The 15,991-nt window shown below is 68.9% G+C and carries 21 protein-coding genes; 9 read left to right on the forward strand and 12 right to left on the reverse strand.

Annotated elements, in window-relative coordinates:
* The first annotated feature begins 22 nt into the window (after positions 1-22).
* Positions 23-775, forward strand: coding sequence for a TioE family transcriptional regulator (locus OG452_RS18450; RefSeq protein WP_327296665.1), 753 nt, complete (start codon positions 23-25; stop codon positions 773-775).
* Here OG452_RS18450 and OG452_RS18455 read toward each other — a convergent pair.
* Positions 755-1,687: an alpha/beta hydrolase gene (locus OG452_RS18455; RefSeq protein ID WP_327296666.1), complete on the reverse strand. Its 933-nt coding sequence runs from the start codon at positions 1,685-1,687 to the stop codon at positions 755-757. The genes OG452_RS18450 and OG452_RS18455 overlap by 21 nt on opposite strands.
* Positions 1,688-1,777: 90 nt before the next feature.
* Between OG452_RS18455 and OG452_RS18460 the strand changes: the two genes are divergently transcribed.
* Both OG452_RS18460 and OG452_RS18465 read left to right on the forward strand, forming a co-directional pair.
* Positions 1,778-2,254, forward strand: a complete 477-nt coding sequence (locus tag OG452_RS18460) for a MarR family winged helix-turn-helix transcriptional regulator (protein ID WP_327296667.1) — start codon at positions 1,778-1,780, stop codon at positions 2,252-2,254.
* A 122-nt stretch (positions 2,255-2,376) separates the two neighbouring features.
* Complete coding sequence (locus tag OG452_RS18465; protein WP_327296668.1) at positions 2,377-4,281, forward strand: bifunctional metallophosphatase/5'-nucleotidase; 1,905 nt, start codon at positions 2,377-2,379, stop codon at positions 4,279-4,281.
* Positions 4,282-4,367: 86 nt separating this feature from the next.
* Here OG452_RS18465 and OG452_RS18470 read toward each other — a convergent pair whose 3' ends face one another.
* From OG452_RS18470 to OG452_RS18480, 3 genes are all read right to left on the reverse strand, one after another.
* A complete protein-coding gene (locus tag OG452_RS18470) occupies positions 4,368-4,835 on the reverse strand; it encodes a BP74-related protein (protein ID WP_327296669.1) in 468 nt (155 codons plus the stop codon).
* Positions 4,836-5,085: 250 nt separating this feature from the next.
* Complete coding sequence (locus OG452_RS18475; protein WP_327296670.1) at positions 5,086-5,556, reverse strand: hypothetical protein; 471 nt, start codon at positions 5,554-5,556, stop codon at positions 5,086-5,088.
* A 205-nt stretch (positions 5,557-5,761) separates the two neighbouring features.
* Positions 5,762-6,208 carry an ATP-binding protein gene (locus tag OG452_RS18480; RefSeq protein WP_327296671.1) on the reverse strand — a complete coding sequence of 149 codons (447 nt, stop codon included), beginning with the start codon at positions 6,206-6,208 and terminating at the stop codon, positions 5,762-5,764.
* Between the two features lie 238 nt (positions 6,209-6,446).
* Between OG452_RS18480 and OG452_RS18485 the strand changes: the two genes are divergently transcribed.
* The 3 genes from OG452_RS18485 to OG452_RS18495 all read left to right on the forward strand — a co-directional run bounded on the left by OG452_RS18485 (position 6,447) and on the right by OG452_RS18495 (position 8,193).
* On the forward strand, positions 6,447-7,298 hold the full coding sequence (locus OG452_RS18485) for a DUF5753 domain-containing protein (protein WP_327296672.1): 852 nt from the start codon (positions 6,447-6,449) through the stop codon (positions 7,296-7,298).
* Positions 7,299-7,312: 14 nt separating this feature from the next.
* Positions 7,313-7,507, forward strand: coding sequence for a DUF397 domain-containing protein (locus OG452_RS18490; protein WP_327296673.1), 195 nt, complete (start codon positions 7,313-7,315; stop codon positions 7,505-7,507).
* Between the two features lie 314 nt (positions 7,508-7,821).
* Positions 7,822-8,193: a hypothetical protein gene (locus OG452_RS18495; protein WP_327296674.1), complete on the forward strand. Its 372-nt coding sequence runs from the start codon at positions 7,822-7,824 to the stop codon at positions 8,191-8,193.
* Positions 8,194-8,213: 20 nt separating this feature from the next.
* Here OG452_RS18495 and OG452_RS18500 read toward each other — a convergent pair whose 3' ends face one another.
* Positions 8,214-8,468 carry an SDR family oxidoreductase gene (locus OG452_RS18500; protein WP_327296675.1) on the reverse strand — a complete coding sequence of 85 codons (255 nt, stop codon included), beginning with the start codon at positions 8,466-8,468 and terminating at the stop codon, positions 8,214-8,216.
* A gap of 15 nt (positions 8,469-8,483) precedes the next feature.
* Here OG452_RS18500 and OG452_RS18505 point away from each other — a divergent pair, with 15 nt between their 5' ends.
* Positions 8,484-8,798: a hypothetical protein gene (locus OG452_RS18505; RefSeq protein ID WP_327296676.1), complete on the forward strand. Its 315-nt coding sequence runs from the start codon at positions 8,484-8,486 to the stop codon at positions 8,796-8,798.
* Between the two features lie 170 nt (positions 8,799-8,968).
* On the opposite strand, the gene OG452_RS18510 is transcribed toward OG452_RS18505, so the two are convergent.
* Positions 8,969-9,145, reverse strand: a complete 177-nt coding sequence (locus tag OG452_RS18510) for a CsbD family protein (protein ID WP_327296677.1) — start codon at positions 9,143-9,145, stop codon at positions 8,969-8,971.
* Positions 9,146-9,355: 210 nt separating this feature from the next.
* Here OG452_RS18510 and OG452_RS18515 point away from each other — a divergent pair, with 210 nt between their 5' ends.
* Together OG452_RS18515 and OG452_RS18520 are read left to right on the forward strand one after the other, a co-directional pair.
* Positions 9,356-9,526, forward strand: coding sequence for a hydrophobic protein (locus tag OG452_RS18515; RefSeq protein ID WP_327296678.1), 171 nt, complete (start codon positions 9,356-9,358; stop codon positions 9,524-9,526).
* Between the two features lie 311 nt (positions 9,527-9,837).
* The gene (locus tag OG452_RS18520) at positions 9,838-11,082 is read left to right on the forward strand and encodes an LmeA family phospholipid-binding protein (RefSeq protein ID WP_327296679.1); all 1,245 of its coding nucleotides are present in this window, start codon (positions 9,838-9,840) and stop codon (positions 11,080-11,082) included.
* Between the two features lie 57 nt (positions 11,083-11,139).
* Here OG452_RS18520 and OG452_RS18525 read toward each other — a convergent pair whose 3' ends face one another.
* The 6 genes from OG452_RS18525 to OG452_RS18550 all read right to left on the reverse strand — a co-directional run bounded on the left by OG452_RS18525 (position 11,140) and on the right by OG452_RS18550 (position 15,921).
* Positions 11,140-11,712: a dihydrofolate reductase family protein gene (locus OG452_RS18525; RefSeq protein WP_327296680.1), complete on the reverse strand. Its 573-nt coding sequence runs from the start codon at positions 11,710-11,712 to the stop codon at positions 11,140-11,142.
* Between the two features lie 81 nt (positions 11,713-11,793).
* Positions 11,794-12,531 carry an SRPBCC family protein gene (locus OG452_RS18530; protein WP_327296681.1) on the reverse strand — a complete coding sequence of 246 codons (738 nt, stop codon included), beginning with the start codon at positions 12,529-12,531 and terminating at the stop codon, positions 11,794-11,796.
* Complete coding sequence (locus OG452_RS18535) at positions 12,528-13,253, reverse strand: helix-turn-helix domain-containing protein (protein ID WP_327296682.1); 726 nt, start codon at positions 13,251-13,253, stop codon at positions 12,528-12,530. Before OG452_RS18535 ends, OG452_RS18530 begins: the two co-directional genes overlap by 4 nt.
* Before the next feature lie 98 nt (positions 13,254-13,351).
* Positions 13,352-14,773 (reverse strand): sensor histidine kinase, encoded by a 1,422-nt coding sequence (locus OG452_RS18540; RefSeq protein ID WP_327299686.1) that lies wholly within the window; start codon positions 14,771-14,773, stop codon positions 13,352-13,354.
* A gap of 56 nt (positions 14,774-14,829) precedes the next feature.
* Positions 14,830-15,561, reverse strand: a complete 732-nt coding sequence (locus OG452_RS18545; RefSeq protein WP_327296683.1) for a response regulator transcription factor — start codon at positions 15,559-15,561, stop codon at positions 14,830-14,832.
* Positions 15,562-15,624: 63 nt separating this feature from the next.
* Entirely contained in the window at positions 15,625-15,921 is a 297-nt protein-coding gene (locus OG452_RS18550; RefSeq protein WP_327296684.1) for a hypothetical protein, read from the reverse strand.
* Positions 15,922-15,991 lie beyond the last annotated feature (70 nt).

Consider the following 15,991-nt stretch of genomic DNA (forward strand, 5'->3'; position numbering starts at 1 on the left):
ATCTCCCGGTATCCTCCGGGCCATGGTGCGAAACCTTCAAACAAGCGATCGGCTCAGGCCGGTTGATCTGGCGCGCGGGCACGGTCTGTCCACGCAGGCGATCAGGAACTACGAGGAGGCCGGCATCCTTCCGGCCGCCGGTCGCACACCCCACGGCTACCGCACCTATACCTCGCTGCACGCGGGAGCTCTGCGCGCGTTCCTCGCCCTGGTGCCCGGCCACGGTCACCGGACGGCGACGTCGATCATGCGGGCCATGAACGAGGGCGCGGTCGATGAGGCATTCCGTCTCATCGACGAGAGCCACGCCCAGCTCCTCGACGACCGGCGGACCCTCCAGGCCGTGGAGAACGCCCTTCGTGACCTGGAGACGACCACGGCGTCCGGGCCCGCCGCGGTATCCGATCCGGTCGCGGTGGCCGGGCCCGGCGCCACTTTCATCGGGCCGCTGGCAGGGAAGCTCGGCATCCGGCCCGCGACGCTGCGCAAATGGGAGCGCGCCGGCCTGGTGGGCCCGCGCCGTGATCCGCTGACCGGGTACCGCGTCTACGACGAGGCCGACGTACGGGACGCCCGGCTGGCCCACCAACTCAGGCGGGGCGGATACCCGTTGGAGCAGATCGCCCCGCTGATCGCCCAAGTGCGGGCGGCCGGTGGGCTGGAGCCGCTGGAGGCCGCACTGGGCGACTGGCGCGGCCGGCTGTCAGCCCGCGGGCGGGCGATGCTGACGGGGGCCGCCGAGCTGGAGGCGTACCTACGCGAGCTGCCCCGTTGACGTGTGCGCCGCGCCCCCGGCGCGGATGCGCTGGCTGAGGAAGAAGGACGCGCGGTCCAGTGCCTCGTCGGCCTCGTCCAGGACGCCCGCGAACGACTGGAACACGTGCGGCACGTCGGCGGTGATGTCCAGGATGACGTCCACTCCGGCTGCCCTCGCACGCGCGGCCAGCCGTGTGGAGTCGTCCAGCAGGATCTCGTTGGTGCCCACCTGGACGAGCATCGGGGGGAAGCCGGTCAGGTCGGCGAGGACGGCTGGGCTGAGCAGGGGCTGGCGCGGGTTCTGCCCGGCGAGGTACATCGCTCCGGTGTGTGCCACGGACTCGCGGGTGAAGATCGGGTCGATGCCTTCCTTGGTGTCCATGCTCTCGCCCGTGCGGGTGGCGTCGAGGCCCGGGGAGAACGTCACGAGGGCGGCGGGCAGCGGCAGGCCCGCGTCGCGGGCGGCCAGGCAGGTCGTTACGGTCAGGCCGCCGCCGGCCGATTCGCCGGCGAACACGATGGTCGAAGGGGACTGACCGCTGTCGAGGAGGGCGCGGTAGGCACTCAGCGTGTCTTCGATCGCGGCCGGGAACGGGTGCTCGGGGGCAAGCCGGTAGTCCAGCGAGTACGCCCCGAAGCCGGTCTTGGCCACGAGGTGTCCCGTCAGCGACAGCGCGCTTTCGGGGGAGCCGTACACCCAGCCGCCGCCGTGGAGGTACAGGATCGTCCCCGCGCGCGGCCCGTTGTCCGGCTCGACACGCAGGGCGGGTCGGTTACCGAGAGTCGTCTGCGCGGTGCGGATGCCGTCGGGCACGATCATCTGCGCCATCAGCGCCTTGAATCCGGCTCGGATCTCCTCGACCGTCCCGGGGCCCTCAGGTCGCGGCTGCCGCAGCATCGCGTCGACTTGCGCGCGCTGTTCCCTGCTCATCTTCTTCTCCTGCCGTCAGTGGATCCGGGTGCCTTCCGAGGTACATTCCAGCGCACTATATGCCGTGGCATTTAATGTAGGCTATCCGCCGTGACAGCCAAAGCAAGCGGTGAGACGGTCGACCTCCCGGGCTTCTTCGCCGACCTGGTCCGGTGCGAGACGCGTCTGTACAACGCCCTCAACGACCGTCTCCGCGAGCTGCACGGGATCGTCACCTCGCAGTTCGAGGCCCTGCGCCACCTGCGCGACCATCCGGGGTCCCGGGTGGCGGACCTCGCGGCCGAGTTCGCCATCGGCATCGGGGCGGCCAGTAAGACCGTCGACCGTCTGGAGAAGAAGGGATGGGCCGTCCGGCAGCCGAACCCGTCCGATCGCCGGTCCTCACTGCTGGCCCTCACCGACGACGGCTCACGGCTTGTTGATGCGGCGGAGAAGACCTTCACCGATGGAGTGGCCGACCTGATCGGAGGCGCTCTCGACAGTTCCTCGGTGTCGGCCGTCGCGCAGGCACTCTCGACGCTGCGCTCCGTGCTCGAACGCGACCAGATCGGCACGCCCGCAGGCTGACGGGTCTCCCGGCCCGTAAATTTCTCAGCCCCTGACCGTAACCCCCTGTTGCGCTACGCGCGTTGACTCTAGGCTGCCGATCGTCACCCCTCGCCCTTCACACAGAACTCACAAGGGGACGAATGTCAGCCAAACCTCACAGAACCCTCCGCCGTCGGAGCGACCGGGCGACCCGGCCGACCCGGCGGGTTCTTGTCGCCGCTGCCGGGTTCGTGACTGTCGGCGCACTGGTTGCCGCCATGCCGGCCCAGGCGCAGAGTCACGGCGGTCCCGCGAACGGCGGTCACGCGCAGCACGGTTCGGGCCACTCCAGGCCCGACCCCACCGTCGATGTGCAGATGCTGTCCTTCAACGACCTGCACGGGAATCTGGAGCCGCCGGCCGGTTCGTCGGGGACCGTGGCCGAGACGCAGCCCGACGGCACCGTGAAGTCGGTACCCGCCGGGGGCGCGGAGTATCTGGCGAGTTCGCTGCGGGCCGCCCGTAAGGGTCATCCGTACTCGGTCACCGCGGCGGGCGGCGACATGATCGGCGCCAGCCCGATGCTCTCGGGGCTCTTCCACGACGAGCCGACCATCGAGGCGCTCAACGACATCAAGCTCGACGTCACCTCCGTCGGCAACCACGAGTTCGACGAGGGCGCGACCGAGCTGGCCCGGATGCAGAACGGCGGCTGTCACCCGACCGACGGCTGTTATGAGAAGGGCAAGAAGTTCCAGGGCGCCGACTTCCCCTATCTGGCCGCCAATGTGACCAGCGAGAAGACCGGCAAGCCGATCCTCAAGCCGTACACGGTCTGGAAGAAGAACGGCGTCAGGATCGGCTTCATCGGCGTGACGCTGGAGGGCACGCCCAACGTCGTCACCGCGAACGGCGTCAAGGGCCTCAAGTTCCACGACGAGATCGAGACGGTCAACAAGTACGCCAAGGAACTGGACCGCCAGGGCGTCAAGTCCATCGTGGCCCTGATCCACGAGGGCGGTATGCCCGCGAGCAGTTCGTACAACTACGACTGCGACTCACCCGGCGCCGGCGACGGCATCTCGGGCCCCATCGTCGACATCGCCAAGGGCATCTCGCCGAAGGTGGACGCGCTGGTCACGGGCCACACCCACCAGTCGTACGTGTGTGACATCCCGGACCCCGCGGGCAACCCGCGCATGGTGACGTCGGCCGCGTCCTTCGGGCGCCTGTACACGGACAGCACCCTCACGTACGACCTGAAGACCCGCGACATCGTGCGGACGGCCGCCAAGACGGCCGGCGGGCACGGCATGACCGGTACCGGCGTGCGGCCCGTCAACCACATCGTCAGCCGCGACCAGCCCAAGGCGCCGGACATCACCTCGCTGATCAACCGCTGGAACACGCTGGCCGCTCCGGTCGCCAACAAGCCGCAGGGCTTCATCTCCGCCGACATCAACGGGCGCGGTGACACCTCCCCGGAGACCCGGCTCGGCGATCTGATCGCCGACGCGCAGCTCGCGGGCCTCTCCCCGGCCGACAAGGGCGGCGCCCAGCTGGCCCTGATGAACCCGGGCGGCATCAGGTCCGACCTGGTGTACAAGGCGAGCGGCAGTGAGGGCGACGGGGTGGTGACGTACGGCGAGGCGTTCACCGTGCAGCCGTTCACCAACATGATGAACGTGGTTGATCTGACCGGCGCGCAGCTCCTGACCGCGCTCCAGCAGCAGGTCAGTGGGGGTAACGCGGCCTCCCCGAAGATCCTTCAGGTGTCGAAGGGCCTGACGTACACCCTCGACCTGACGAAGTCTGGCGCGGACCGCGTGGTCGCGAACACGGTCGAGCTGAACGGCACGGCCATCGACCCGGCCGCGACCTACCGTGTCGCGATGAACGAGTTCCTCGCGGGCGGTGGCGACGGCTTCGCGGCCCTGGGCCAGGGTACGAACAAGCTGGTCGGTGCGTCCGACCTGGATGTGTTCAACGCCTATCTGGCGGCGAACTCCTCGGCGTCCACGCCGATCCCGACGCCGACGGCGGACCGGATCACGGTCGTCAAGTAGCGCCCGGTACGGCCGGCACGACACAGGCCGCGGCCCCGCTCGCCTGCTCGGCGGACGGGGGCCGCGGCCTATGGCGGAGAGTGAGGTCAGGGCGCGGGGATTTCCTTCGTGATGTGCGAGGACCAGGGGCACCAGACCAGGCCCGGGAGGAACGCCCCGCCCGCCTCGTCCAGGTGGTCCTCGACGTACGCGGGGTGCGCGTCGCAGACCTCGATGGCGTAGTCGAAGAAGCTGATGGTCTCCGGTCGGAGGTTGTAGCTCCAGCGCGGGTTGTACGGCGCGGGCCGCTTGTCGATCCGCCCGAGGATATGGGGCCTCTCGGTCGTCGACCCGCTCGCGAGGTCACGGGCGTGCTGGATCTCTTCCGGCTTGGTCAGTTTGATGACCCAGGTGTCGCGGTTGTTATGGTCGCTGGCCACCTCGAAGTAGGCGGTGTCGCCCGCTGCGGCGCGGGTGGCGGTGTCCGGCTGGGCGGTGGCGGTGCCGGTGGCGGCACCGGTGAGGGTGAGCATCAGGGCCGAGGCAAACAGGCCGATCTTGGTGACACGTCGCATGGATGCAGAGGTCCTTCCGGGAAGTACGGCCGTCCACATGGCCGTCGCGTCACCGAAGGTACCGGCCCGGCTACTTAAAGTGAGCAACGTGTGGATCTTGGTCTGGGTGGTGTCGGCGAGGAGCCGGCGTCCCGGCGCTCAGTTCTTGGTGTGCGGTTGGCGGGGCGGAGACCCGACGGGCCCTAACGGCTCGCCGCCCCTCTTCTTTTCGGCTGTCAGCTTTCAGTTCCCCAGGTCGGGAACTGTCAGGTCAGTCACCCGTGTTGGTCGCCCACACGGGGCGGTGGGCGTTGTTGTAGATGACGACGTTGCCGTCGTCCTGGATGGCCAGGTAGCCGCCCTTGTGCCAGGTGCCGGACGCCCATACGGGCTGACCCGTGGAGTTGTAGACGACGAAGTTGCCGTCCTCCTGGAACACCGCGCAGTTCCCGTGCGACCAGGTGTGGGGCGCCTGCCAGACCGGGTGACCGTCCTTGTAGAGAACGAAGTTGCCGTCCTCCTGCATACGGAGGATGGTCCGGCCGTTGCCCGACGTCCACGCGCCGTTCTTACAGATCTGCGCGCGCGGCCGGATGATGGTGTCACTGGTGGGACGCGCGGCTGCGACCTTGGCCGCCCCGGCCTGGCTCGTGGTGAGGGCTGGAGCCGCGAAGGCACTTCCCGCACCCAGGATCAGCGTTGCCGATACGGCCGCGACGCACAGAGAATTACGGAATTTCACCAGGTACTCCTTGGCGCTGACGGGCCACTTGAATAAGTAACCCTGCGTAGCCATAGGTATACAGACCGACTTCTCCGAGCAGAAGATCGGCTCAGCGCTTCCACTCCAACGAGCTACGGAAGGCGGCGCGTTGGAGACCCGCCGCGCCGGAGCGTTGCGCCGGAACGCGCCCGTGAAAAGTGCAGGTGCGGAGTGTTGCGGGCGCCTATCGGGGCTCGTCGGCCCCGACCCTGGCGAGCGTGAACCAGACGGCCTTACGGTCCGGGGTGCAGCCGCCCAGGAGGGTCCATCCCCAGGCGAGCGCGAGCCTGTCGACCAGTAACAGACCGCGTCCGCACTCCAGTTGATCTCCGGCAGGTGGAGTGGTGAGTACGGGAAGGAACCAGGGCGCGTTGTCCGCGACGGAGACGGTGACCTGCTTGCGGTTGACGGTCGCGCAGAGCTGAATCCGGGGCGTACGGGTGTGGCGGTGGGCGTTGCTGACCACCTCCGCGACGCAGAGCCGCGCGTCGTCGGCCAGGTCACGGTGGCGGCTGACGGTGAGCAGCGAGGTGACGAAGTCCCGCGCGATGCGGGGTGCGTTGGCGGTGCTGGGCAGGGCGATGCGGTAGAACTCGCCGCCCTGTGGGCGGCGTGGTGGGGCCGGGGCCATGTGGTTCTCCCTACGTGATGCGATCCGAAACGGGTGCGCCGCTCGTTGTCCGTGGCGATGGCCGGATCGGCGCGCAGGTCTCAACGCGCGCTGAAGCAGCTGCACTTCGGGCTTGCCGACGTCGGTGATGACGTTAGCGCACGAGGCTAATTAGTGTGACCGAGTGGACTCATTCGCTCAACGAGGTGGACTGACGAATGGGCACGGGCCACACTGGGTCCCGACAAAAGGAGAGTCGATGCCATCGAGGAAGGCACCCACGGCGCGGCAGCGTCGTCTGGGCACTGAGCTGCGGAAGATGCGTGAGCATGCCGGTTTGTCACTGGCTCAGGCCGCAGCGCTGCTCAGTACGGACCGCACCGCGATCAGCAACACGGAATCAGGTCGATTCGGAGTCAGCAGTGAACGGGTGCGGACCTGGGCCGGCCAGTACGAGTGCCCTGATGCGGCGTATATCGATGCTCTCGCCGACATGGCAGCCGAGCGCATAAGCGGCTGGTGGGAGGACTATCGCGGCGACTTCTCCAGCGGCGCGCTGGACCTGGCCGAGATGGAGCATCATGCGATCGGTATCCGCTCGGTGCAGATCATGTTCATGCCTGGCCTGCTCCAGAACGAGGACTACGCCCGTGCTGTGTTCGGGGAAGTCGTGCCGCCGCCGAGCCCAGCGCGCCAACGACGGCTACTGTCACATCGGCTGAAGCGCCGAGATGTGCTCGACCGTGAAGATCCGCCTGCCTGCACGTTCCTCATTCACGAGGCTGCTCTCCGGATGACGTACGGCGGCCCGAACGTGGCCCGTGGCCAACTTAACCACCTGCTCAAGGAGTCGGACCGGGACAACATCACCATTCGGGTGATCCCCTTCGCGGCGGGCGGTGTCCCGGAGACCGGCGGTTCGACACAATACGTCTACGGCTCCGTCCCGCAGCTGGACACCGTCCAGATGGACACTGCGACCGGGCCTGCATTTCTGGATGCCGAGACTCGTCTCGTGAACTATCGAGCAGTGCTCGACCGGACCGAGGAGCGTTCGCTCGATCCGGAGAGTTCCCGGGACTTCATCCGAAGAATCGCACAACAAGTATGAAGGCGTGAGAACCAATGGAAATCCAGTGGCGCAAGTCCTCGAAGTCGTCGGGTCCGGAGGGGAACAACTGTCTCGAACTCGCCGAGCAGGGGGACGAGATCCTGTTGCGTGAGAGCGACAACCCTGGCGTGATCGTTAGGACCAGTCGGGCCAAGTTGCGTGCCTTCCTCGGAGGCGCCAAGGAGGGCGAGTTCGACGACCTGGCCTGATTCGGCCCACTCCGGCTTCGGGCGGTCTCCTATCGGCGCAGGTGGGGACCGCCCGTTTCGTTGCGTAACACTCGTCCGGGGGATGGGTCTCACTCGTTAGACGTCAAACTCTTGATACGCGGTGGTCGCAACCGCTAGCTTCCTGGTGTGGCGCCAACCGGGCGTTCGTTGAGGAACGTTCACGCCTCGGCGCCGCAACTGCCCCTCAAACTGCGCCGCTTGGGGGGCCAAGAAGGGGCCGCCTCGCTACCTACAGCTCGTCACGCCGGCAGTGGGCAGGGGGCGGCCCCGACGTCGCGTCAGGAGGCCCCATCATGCGTGTCCCGCACCCCACCCGCGCCTTCTGGTGCGAGCGGATCACGTACCGCACGATGGACGCCGACGACGTGGGGGACGTAGCGCGTTACGCCGCAACCTCCCCGGCCGAGGCGATCCGCCGCATCCGTGCGGAGGTACGCGAGCTGGCGCACGCCCTTCCGTCCATCGAGCGCCACCGCGCGCTGAGTTGGGTGGATGGTGGTGGTTGTGTCGGCGCGATCGGCGCACTGCACCGCGGGGAACCGTGCGGGTTCTCGTTGAGTCACCGGGGCCGGTGGACCGAGTGGTCCGTACGCCCGTACCTGGAATTCCGTGTCGACGGCGGGGCGCTGATCCCCGTCCTGGGCGGCACATGCGGGCCGTACTGAGGTGGGCCGGCCCGTTCGGGTCAGGCGAGGGTCTCGCCGCCGTCGACGGTGATGATCTGGCCAGTGACGTAGTTGTTGGCCATGAGGAAGAGGGCCGAGGCGGCTGCTTCCTCGGCGGTGCCGAAGCGGCCGAGGGGAGCGGTCGATCCGGCGGTGGTGATCGCGTCGTCGGAGTCCAGCCCCGGTTGCGAGCGAAGGTCCGCGTCTCCGTCTCCGTCGGTCCCGACGCGGTGGCCGACTCGGTCGGGCAGCTCTTCGACTGGTACCAGGAGCACCCGGAGCTGATCAGGTTGCTGCTGTGGGAGGCGCTGGAAGGGGGCGGCGAATCCGACGAGACCGAGCGGGAACGCCGTGACGGTTTCCGCGAAAAGGCTCGCAGTCTCGTGGAGGGGGGCGTGGCCCGCCACCTTCCCGAGGACGCACGGGTCGGCGCCGCCCAGGACCTGTTGTTCACCACCATGGGGCTGATCGCCTGGAACTTCGCGGTGCCCAGGATGGCCCGTATGGCCCTGGACGAGGAGACCGACCAGGCCACCTTCGCCCGCCGTCGCGCGACAGTGATCGAAGCGGCTCGGACGCTCGCCGCCAATGCCAACGCAGAGTGACGCCAGGGCGGGGTCCCGGAGTAAAGGACCGGGACGGCGCCCAGCCTGCCCGGTTCGTCGGTGTGGTTGACGAAGGCGTTCGAAGACGCGGGTATCGCCGGGCAGTTGCTGGGGCCTCACCTGGGCGGGGTCGCCTCGCCCCGGTTCGGGGCGCTACGTGTCCTTGGGTGCTACTTGTCCTTGAACACGTCCTTGATGGCTTCCTTGGCCTTGCGCACGTCACCCTGGGTCTCTTCGGCCCGGCCCTCGGCCTGGAGCGACTCGTTGCCCACCGCATCGCCGGCCGTCTTCTTGATCTTTCCCTCGACCCGCTCGCCCCTGGCCTGGGCCTTCTCGTCCGCAGCCACGATCAATCACTCCTGACCTAGTCGGAAACAGTGCCAGCACAGCGCCTTTCCGCAGGAGTTCCATTCAAACCCCGGCTGAAGTTCCACAGGCGTTCGCCCAGTGGGGAGGGGGGTGGCAGTTGTCGGACAGTCGCTGTCAGGAAACTTTCCAGGGATCGGGGGAATGAAGGGATGAGGCCGGGGCACTCGGTGCTTCGGAGGTTGATAAAGATGGTTCCTATTCTTCTCGTTCTTCTGCTCGCCCTGCTCCTTTTCGGTGTGGGGTTCGCTGTAAAGGCACTGTGGTGGATCGCCGCCATCGTGCTGGTCGTGTGGCTGCTGGGCTTCCTCATCCGCCCTGCGGCGTCCGGCGGAAAGCGAGGCCGCTGGTACCGCTGGTAGTCGGCCGTAAGCCGCTTCCGGCCGTGCATGAGAAGGTGAGTCGGTTTCCCGGCAGTCTTTTGAGCTGGGGCAGGAATGCGAATGCGGGAGCCAATATATGGGTGACGGCATCTGGTGCTGCAAAAGGCCGCCGCCGCCCCTGGCTCACCGTGCTCCGTCATGAAGCGGGGTCGGCCAGATTTTCCTGGTCGGCCCCGCTTCGGGCTGTGACCGGCCTAGCAACCGGCGTTTGGCCGACAAAGGGTGCAAAGCAGGGGGCTACCACCGGTACGACTTGCGTTCGGGGGGCGCACACGTGGTGGGATGAGCCGATGCGACCCCCCACACGCATACCCCCGCATCCGCGCAATCCCTACGAAGAGCTGGCGCAACTCCGCGACCCGGAGCCGGGTTTCGAGCCGTACGGCCACGAGGAGCGCGACCCCCTCGGGCTCGGGTTGAAGTCCGAGCACGACGAAGCCGAAGGTGTCGTCGGCGAGAGCCGTGACGACCCCGATGACAACTGGTCGCCGCCCAACCACCGCGCCCGGAGCCGGTTCGCCGCCGTGTCCACCGTGGTGAAGGTCGCCGTCGCGGCGCTGGTCTGCACCGGATTCCTCTTCCTCGCCGACCGGTTCGCCGAGCTGTACGCGCAGAACAAGGCCGCCGAGAAGCTCCAGCAGTCGATGCACCTGGTGACCAGGCCGGAGGTCGACATCCACGGCTTCCCGTTCCTCACCCAGGTTCTCGACAAGCACCTGGACCGGGTCGACGTGTCCGTACCCGACGTTCCGGCCGACCGGGTCTCGCTCGCGGAGGTGCACGCCACCGCCAAGGACATCCGGATCAACGGAGACCTCCCCAGCTCCATCAAGGGCGCCGTGGTCGGCCGGATGGACGGCGACGTCTTCCTCTCGTTCGCGGACATGAACCGCGAACTCGGCGCCTCGCAGGTCAAGTTCACCGACCAGGGGCACGACTCGATCAATGTGCGGGGCGGGCTGCCCGTGGCGGGTACGGAGGTGCGGGTCCAGGCCAAGGCACACGTCCAGCGGGACGGCGGCCGGGCGGTCTCCACGACGGTCGACCACATGCGGATCGAAGTGCCCGGCATCGCGACGTACACGCCCGGCAGGGACCGCGCGCACTCCGGGCTCCGGCTCGCCCCCGCAGCGGCGGCCCGGATCGCCCGCGAGGAGAACCACATCAGGGCGCTGCTCTCCGTGCCGTCCATCGTCCAGCGGATCGGCGTACCGCAGAAGCGCGTACAGCAGGCGCTGCAGAGCGACGACCAGCTGCACGAACTGACCGGCACACCGCGCTTCGCGCACCAGCTGATGCAGGTCAACCTGGTCGACGAGGTCGTGGCCCACCCCTGGCTGCTGCAGAAGGCGGGCATCGACCCCAAGCTGATCGCCGCCGTGATGAGTCTGCGTCCGCCGGAGCTCTCCAGTCAGTTCTCGCTCTCCTTCAAGCTGCCCAAGGCCCCCGGAGACATCAGCCTGCGCCATGTGGTGGTGAAGAAGGACGGGATCAGGGCGGACCTGGCGGGTTCCGGCCTGCACCTGGGCAAGTAGCACCGAGCCCTGAAGACGGTGGGCGCCGGGATGGGCACAGGGCCGGCGTCGGCAGTGTCAGTGGACCACGTCGAAGACGTTCTTCTGGAGGCCGTTGGAGTAGGCCTCGTACTCGACCAGCTTCAGCTTCTGGGTGTCCTTGTCCGTGGCGCTGAACAGGCGCTTGCCGGCGCCGAGCAGCAGCGGGAAGACGAGCAGGTGGTAGCGGTCGATGAGGCCCGCGTCCGAGAGGCCGTGGTTCAGCTGGGCGCTGCCGTGGACGATGATCGGGCCGCCTTCGGTCTGCTTGAGGGCGGCGACGTCGTCCAGGGAACGCAGGATGGTGGTCTCGCCCCAGTTGGGGACGAGCCGGTCGTCGGTGAGGGTGGTCGAGACGACGTACTTCGGCACCGACTTGTAGTGCGCGAACTCGGCCATGTCCGGCCAGACGGGGCTGAAGGCTTCGTAGCTGACGCGGCCCATCAGGATCGCGGTGGCCTCCTCCTGTTCCCGCCCCTTGATCTCGAATGCCTCAGGAACGAAGTCGACGTCCTTGAAGGTCCATCCGGAGTTGCGGTAACCGGGTTCGCCGCCCGGCGCCTCGACTACGCCGTCGAGTGAGATGAAGGCGGTGCTGATCACCGTGCGCATGAGGGTTTCCTGACTTGGTGGGTGTGGTGCGTGTGGTGCATGTTGAGGGGCTGGGCGGCGTCTCTTTCGGGTGCGCCAGGGTCAGGCGAGGATGCTGGTGAGCCACTGCTGCCAGGCGTCCTCGGCGCCGCCGGTGTGCGGGCCGAAGAGGTGGTGGAACATCAGCACCACGCCGGGGGAGTGGTGGAAGGTGTAGAGCCCGTCCGCGGCCCGGACCTCGATGTGCTCATCGTCCGACCAGGTCACTTCGCCGTCCACCGGCGGCAGGCCGGCCGGCTCCGCGTGTGCCCGGGCGCCCACGGCGGCCGGACTCGGCAGCGACAGTCCACGGCTGAGGGCCGCCCGTACCTGCGGCGAGACCTGCCCGCCCGAGAGCGCCATGGCGAAGACGGGGGCGCCGCGACGTCCCGGGAAGCGGGCCAGGTATTCGCGGAGCGTGTGGAGGTGGAAGGGCCAGCCCCTGCGCAGCGCGTCGTACTCGTCCTGCCAGTCGTCACCGAGCAGGCCGCTGTGGACGACGCGGAGCACGGTACTGCCGCCGGCCCGCCCCTCGATCAGGTACTCGAAGGCCATGAAGCGGCCGTCCTCGGCGGTGGCCGTGCGCGTGGCGAAGCGTTTGCCGGGTTCGTACGCGATGACCGTCGCCTCCTGCTGGTGGCCGCCGGTCTCCATGCTCACCGCGCCGCCCTCGCGAGGCTCGACCTCGTTGCGCCCCATGAACCAGGAGTCGATCCCCGGCCCGGTGGCGATCGCCTCCCAGACCTCTTCGGGGCTCGCCGGCAGGGTCGTCTCCTGCTCGATCTCAAAGGGATGCGTCATCGCGGGTTCTCCTGTTGCGCCTGGGGTCCGTGCTCTGGTGTCCCCCACCCGGTCTGCGGCCGGCGCGGGGCGGCCGGGGTCTGCGGTGCGTCGGGTGCGGCCGGGCTCCGCGGTCCGGCCGGGGTCTGCGGTGCGTCGGTGGGCGCGACGGGTATCTGGTGCAGGCCGACGATCACCCGGTGGCTGCGGCCCTGGGGGGCGGACTCGTCGTGGTAGCGGCTGACGAGGGCGGTCATGGCCTGGGTCAGTTCGTCGGCGAAGGCCGTCCGGTCGGCCGCCGAGGCGAGCCGCACCTCCGCGTCGATGGCGAAGGTGGCGACCCGTTGCCGTACCCGGGAGGCGCCGGTGACCAGGGCGCCGACCTCCTGGACCAGCCGGGCCCCCAGGGCCAGCAGCCAGCGGGCGGAGAGCTGGTCCGGGGAGCGGGAGGGGTCCGGGCTGACGGCGGCCAGGGCGCTGGGGGAGATCACGTACGAGGCGGCGGTGGCGCCGTAGATCCGCTCGGTGACGTTGCCCTTGCGCCGCTCCTCGGCGAGCTCGACCAGCCCGTGACGCTCCAGCTCCTTCAGGTGGTAGTTGACCTTCTGCCGGGGGAGCCCCAGACGGACGGCCAGCATGGTGGCCGAGCCGGGCTCGGCCAGGGCGGCGAGGATCCGGGACCGTATCGGGTCCAGGGACGCCTCGGCCGCGGCGGGTTCTTCGATAACAGCGACGTCAAGCACCACTCCAGAGTCCAGCCGACAAAATATTTTGTCAAGGTGGGGAAAGTTGTCGGGGGCCTCGGCGCCTCAGCGCCTCACGCCTCTGGCTTCGGTACTCCTCACACCTCCTGTGAAGGCGGCGCATCCGGCGCGGGCGGCGCAGCCGGCGGTGGTGTCGCGGCGCCCGGGATCCGGATGACCGCCTCCGTGCCGCCGCCCGGCGCCGGGTTGAGCGCGATATCGCCGCCGGACTGCTGGACCGTACGGGCCACGATGGAGAGTCCGAGCCCCGAGCCGGGAAGGGAGCGGGCCGACGGCGACCGCCAGAACCGCTCGAAGACGTACGGGAGGTCGTCGGCCGGAATGCCGGGGCCCTGGTCCCGTACCGTCAGCAGGCCGTCGCCCAGGGCGACTTCGATGGTGCCGCCGGGCGGGCTGAACTTCACCGCGTTGTCCAGGACGTTGATCACGGCCCGTTCCAGCGCGGCCGGTTCGGCCTGTACGTACCAGGGCCTGAGGTCGACGGCGAAGGTCAGCTCCGGGCCGCGCAGCCGCGCCCGGTCCAGGGCCGACTGCGCGATGTCGTGCAGTGCGACGACGTTCAGGGTCTCCGGCGCATGGGTGGCGTCCGAGCGGGACAGCTCCTGCAAGTCCCCGATGAGCGCGGCCAGTTCGGTCATCTGCGCCTTGACCGAAGCCATCAGGGCCTTGCGGTCGTCGGGCGGGATGGGCCGGCCGGTCTCCTCGCTGCGGGCGAGCAGCTCGATGTTGGTACGGAGCGAGGTGAGCGGGGTGCGCAGCTCGTGCCCGGCGTCCGCGATGAGCTGCGCCTGACGGTCGCGGGAGTCGCCGAGTGCGGCGGTCATCGAGTTGAAGGACCGGGAGAGCCGGGCGATCTCGTCCTCGCCCTCGACCGGGATGCGTACGGTGAGGTCCTCCGTGCGGGCCACGTGCTCGACGGCCTCGGTCAGTTCGTCGACCGGTTTGAGCCCGGCCCGCGCGATCCACAGGCCCGCCGCGCCCGCCCCGATGACACCGACCCCGGAGACACCGAGCAGTAGCAGGGCCAGTTCGCTGAGGGTGCTGCGGGTGTCCGCCAGCGGGTAGGCGACCATCTGCACGATGTCCGGGTAGGGCACCCCGGGCTGGATGAACACATGTGCCGTGAGAATCCGGATGGCGTGGCCGTCGGAGTCGGTGCCGTTGCGGTACTTGGCCAGCTCGGCGTTGCCGGCTTTCGCCAGGGAACGGTCGCTGCCGGTGACCCTGATGGTGCCCGCGCCGCCGCGCACACAGGTGGTGCCGTCCGACTGGACGAGCTGCGCGTAGTACGGGGACGTCTGCTGGCCGAAGTTGCCGGGCGGTGCGGGCGCGCGGCAGTCACTGAGGTTGTTGCGCAGGGTGGTGGGGGAGACGGTCTGGGTGTAGATCTGTCCGCTGAGCTTCGAGTCGATCTCGTCGTACAGCTTCCCCTGCACCAGGAACCAGCAGATCACCGAGACCACGGCCACCGCGAACGCCACCGCCGCGGCCGTCAGCATCGCCAGCCGGGAGCGCAGCGGAAGCCGCTGGAACCAGCGCACGGGCTGGGGGAAACTCACTCGGCGCTCCCGGTGCGCAGCGCGTATCCCACGCCCCGCACCGTGTGCACCAGCCGTGGTTCGCCGCCCGCCTCCGTCTTGCGGCGGAGGTACATCACGTACACGTCCAGCGAGTTGGACGACGGCTCGAAGTCGAAGCCCCACACCGCCTTGAGGATCTGCTCGCGGGTGAGCACCTGGCGCGGATGGGCCAGGAACATCTCAAGGAGCGTGAACTCGGTACGGGTCAGCTCCACCCGCCGATCCCCGCGCACCACCTCGCGCGTCGAGAGGTCCATCCGCAGGTCGGCGAAGGACAGCACGTTGCCGTCGGGGGCCTCGCCCGCGGTCGCCGTGTACGAACTGCGGCGCAGCAGTGCGCGGATGCGGGCGAACAGCTCGTCCAGTTCGAACGGCTTCACCAGGTAGTCGTCGGCGCCCGCGTCGAGTCCGGTCACCCGGTCGCCGACCGTGTCACGGGCGGTGAGCATCAGGATCGGGGTGGTCGACCCCGACGCCCGCAGCCTGCGGGCCGCGGTCAGGCCGTCCATGCGGGGCATCTGGATGTCGAGGACGATGAGATCCGGCTCGTACGGGGCCGCCTTCGTCAGCGCGTCCAGACCATCGACGGCGACCTCCGTCCCGTACCCCTCGAAGGCGAGACTGCGGCGCAGCGCCTCGCGTACGGCGGGCTCGTCGTCGACGATCAGGATGCGCTGCTGGTCGTGGCCGTCCTCGGCGGGGCTCATCGGCTCTCTGTCCTCGTTCGCTGGGGTTCGCTGGGGTTCGCTGGGGGCGCGGGCTGGCGTCCCTCAGCCTCGCACGGCCGGCCGTCGGCGGCGCGCGGCACGCCCCTTGGAGGTGGAGGCGCGCACCTCGGGGGCGCGGGCCGCTGTCTGATCGGCGTTCCCGTCCTGCCCCGGCTGCCCTGGCTGCCCCGCCTTCCCGGTCTGATCGGCCTGGGACTGGGCCAGCGCGAGGGGGAGCCCCAGGCCGGCGGGGTCCGCCCAGGAGACCGCGGTGAGCAGCGCGTGCCTGGCTCGGTTGATGGTGACGGTGATGGTGGGGGTGAGGGCGGGGGTAGCGGTGCCGTGCGGAGTTGCGGTCACGGGGTCCTCCTGGTGGCGTCGGCGCGGGTGCGGCGCCGACTGGTGGTGCTGGGTGGTGCTGGATCACGCG

The sequence above is a fragment of the Streptomyces sp. NBC_01197 genome, from assembly GCF_036010505.1.
In the GTDB taxonomy this organism is placed as follows: Bacteria; Actinomycetota; Actinomycetes; order Streptomycetales; family Streptomycetaceae; genus Streptomyces.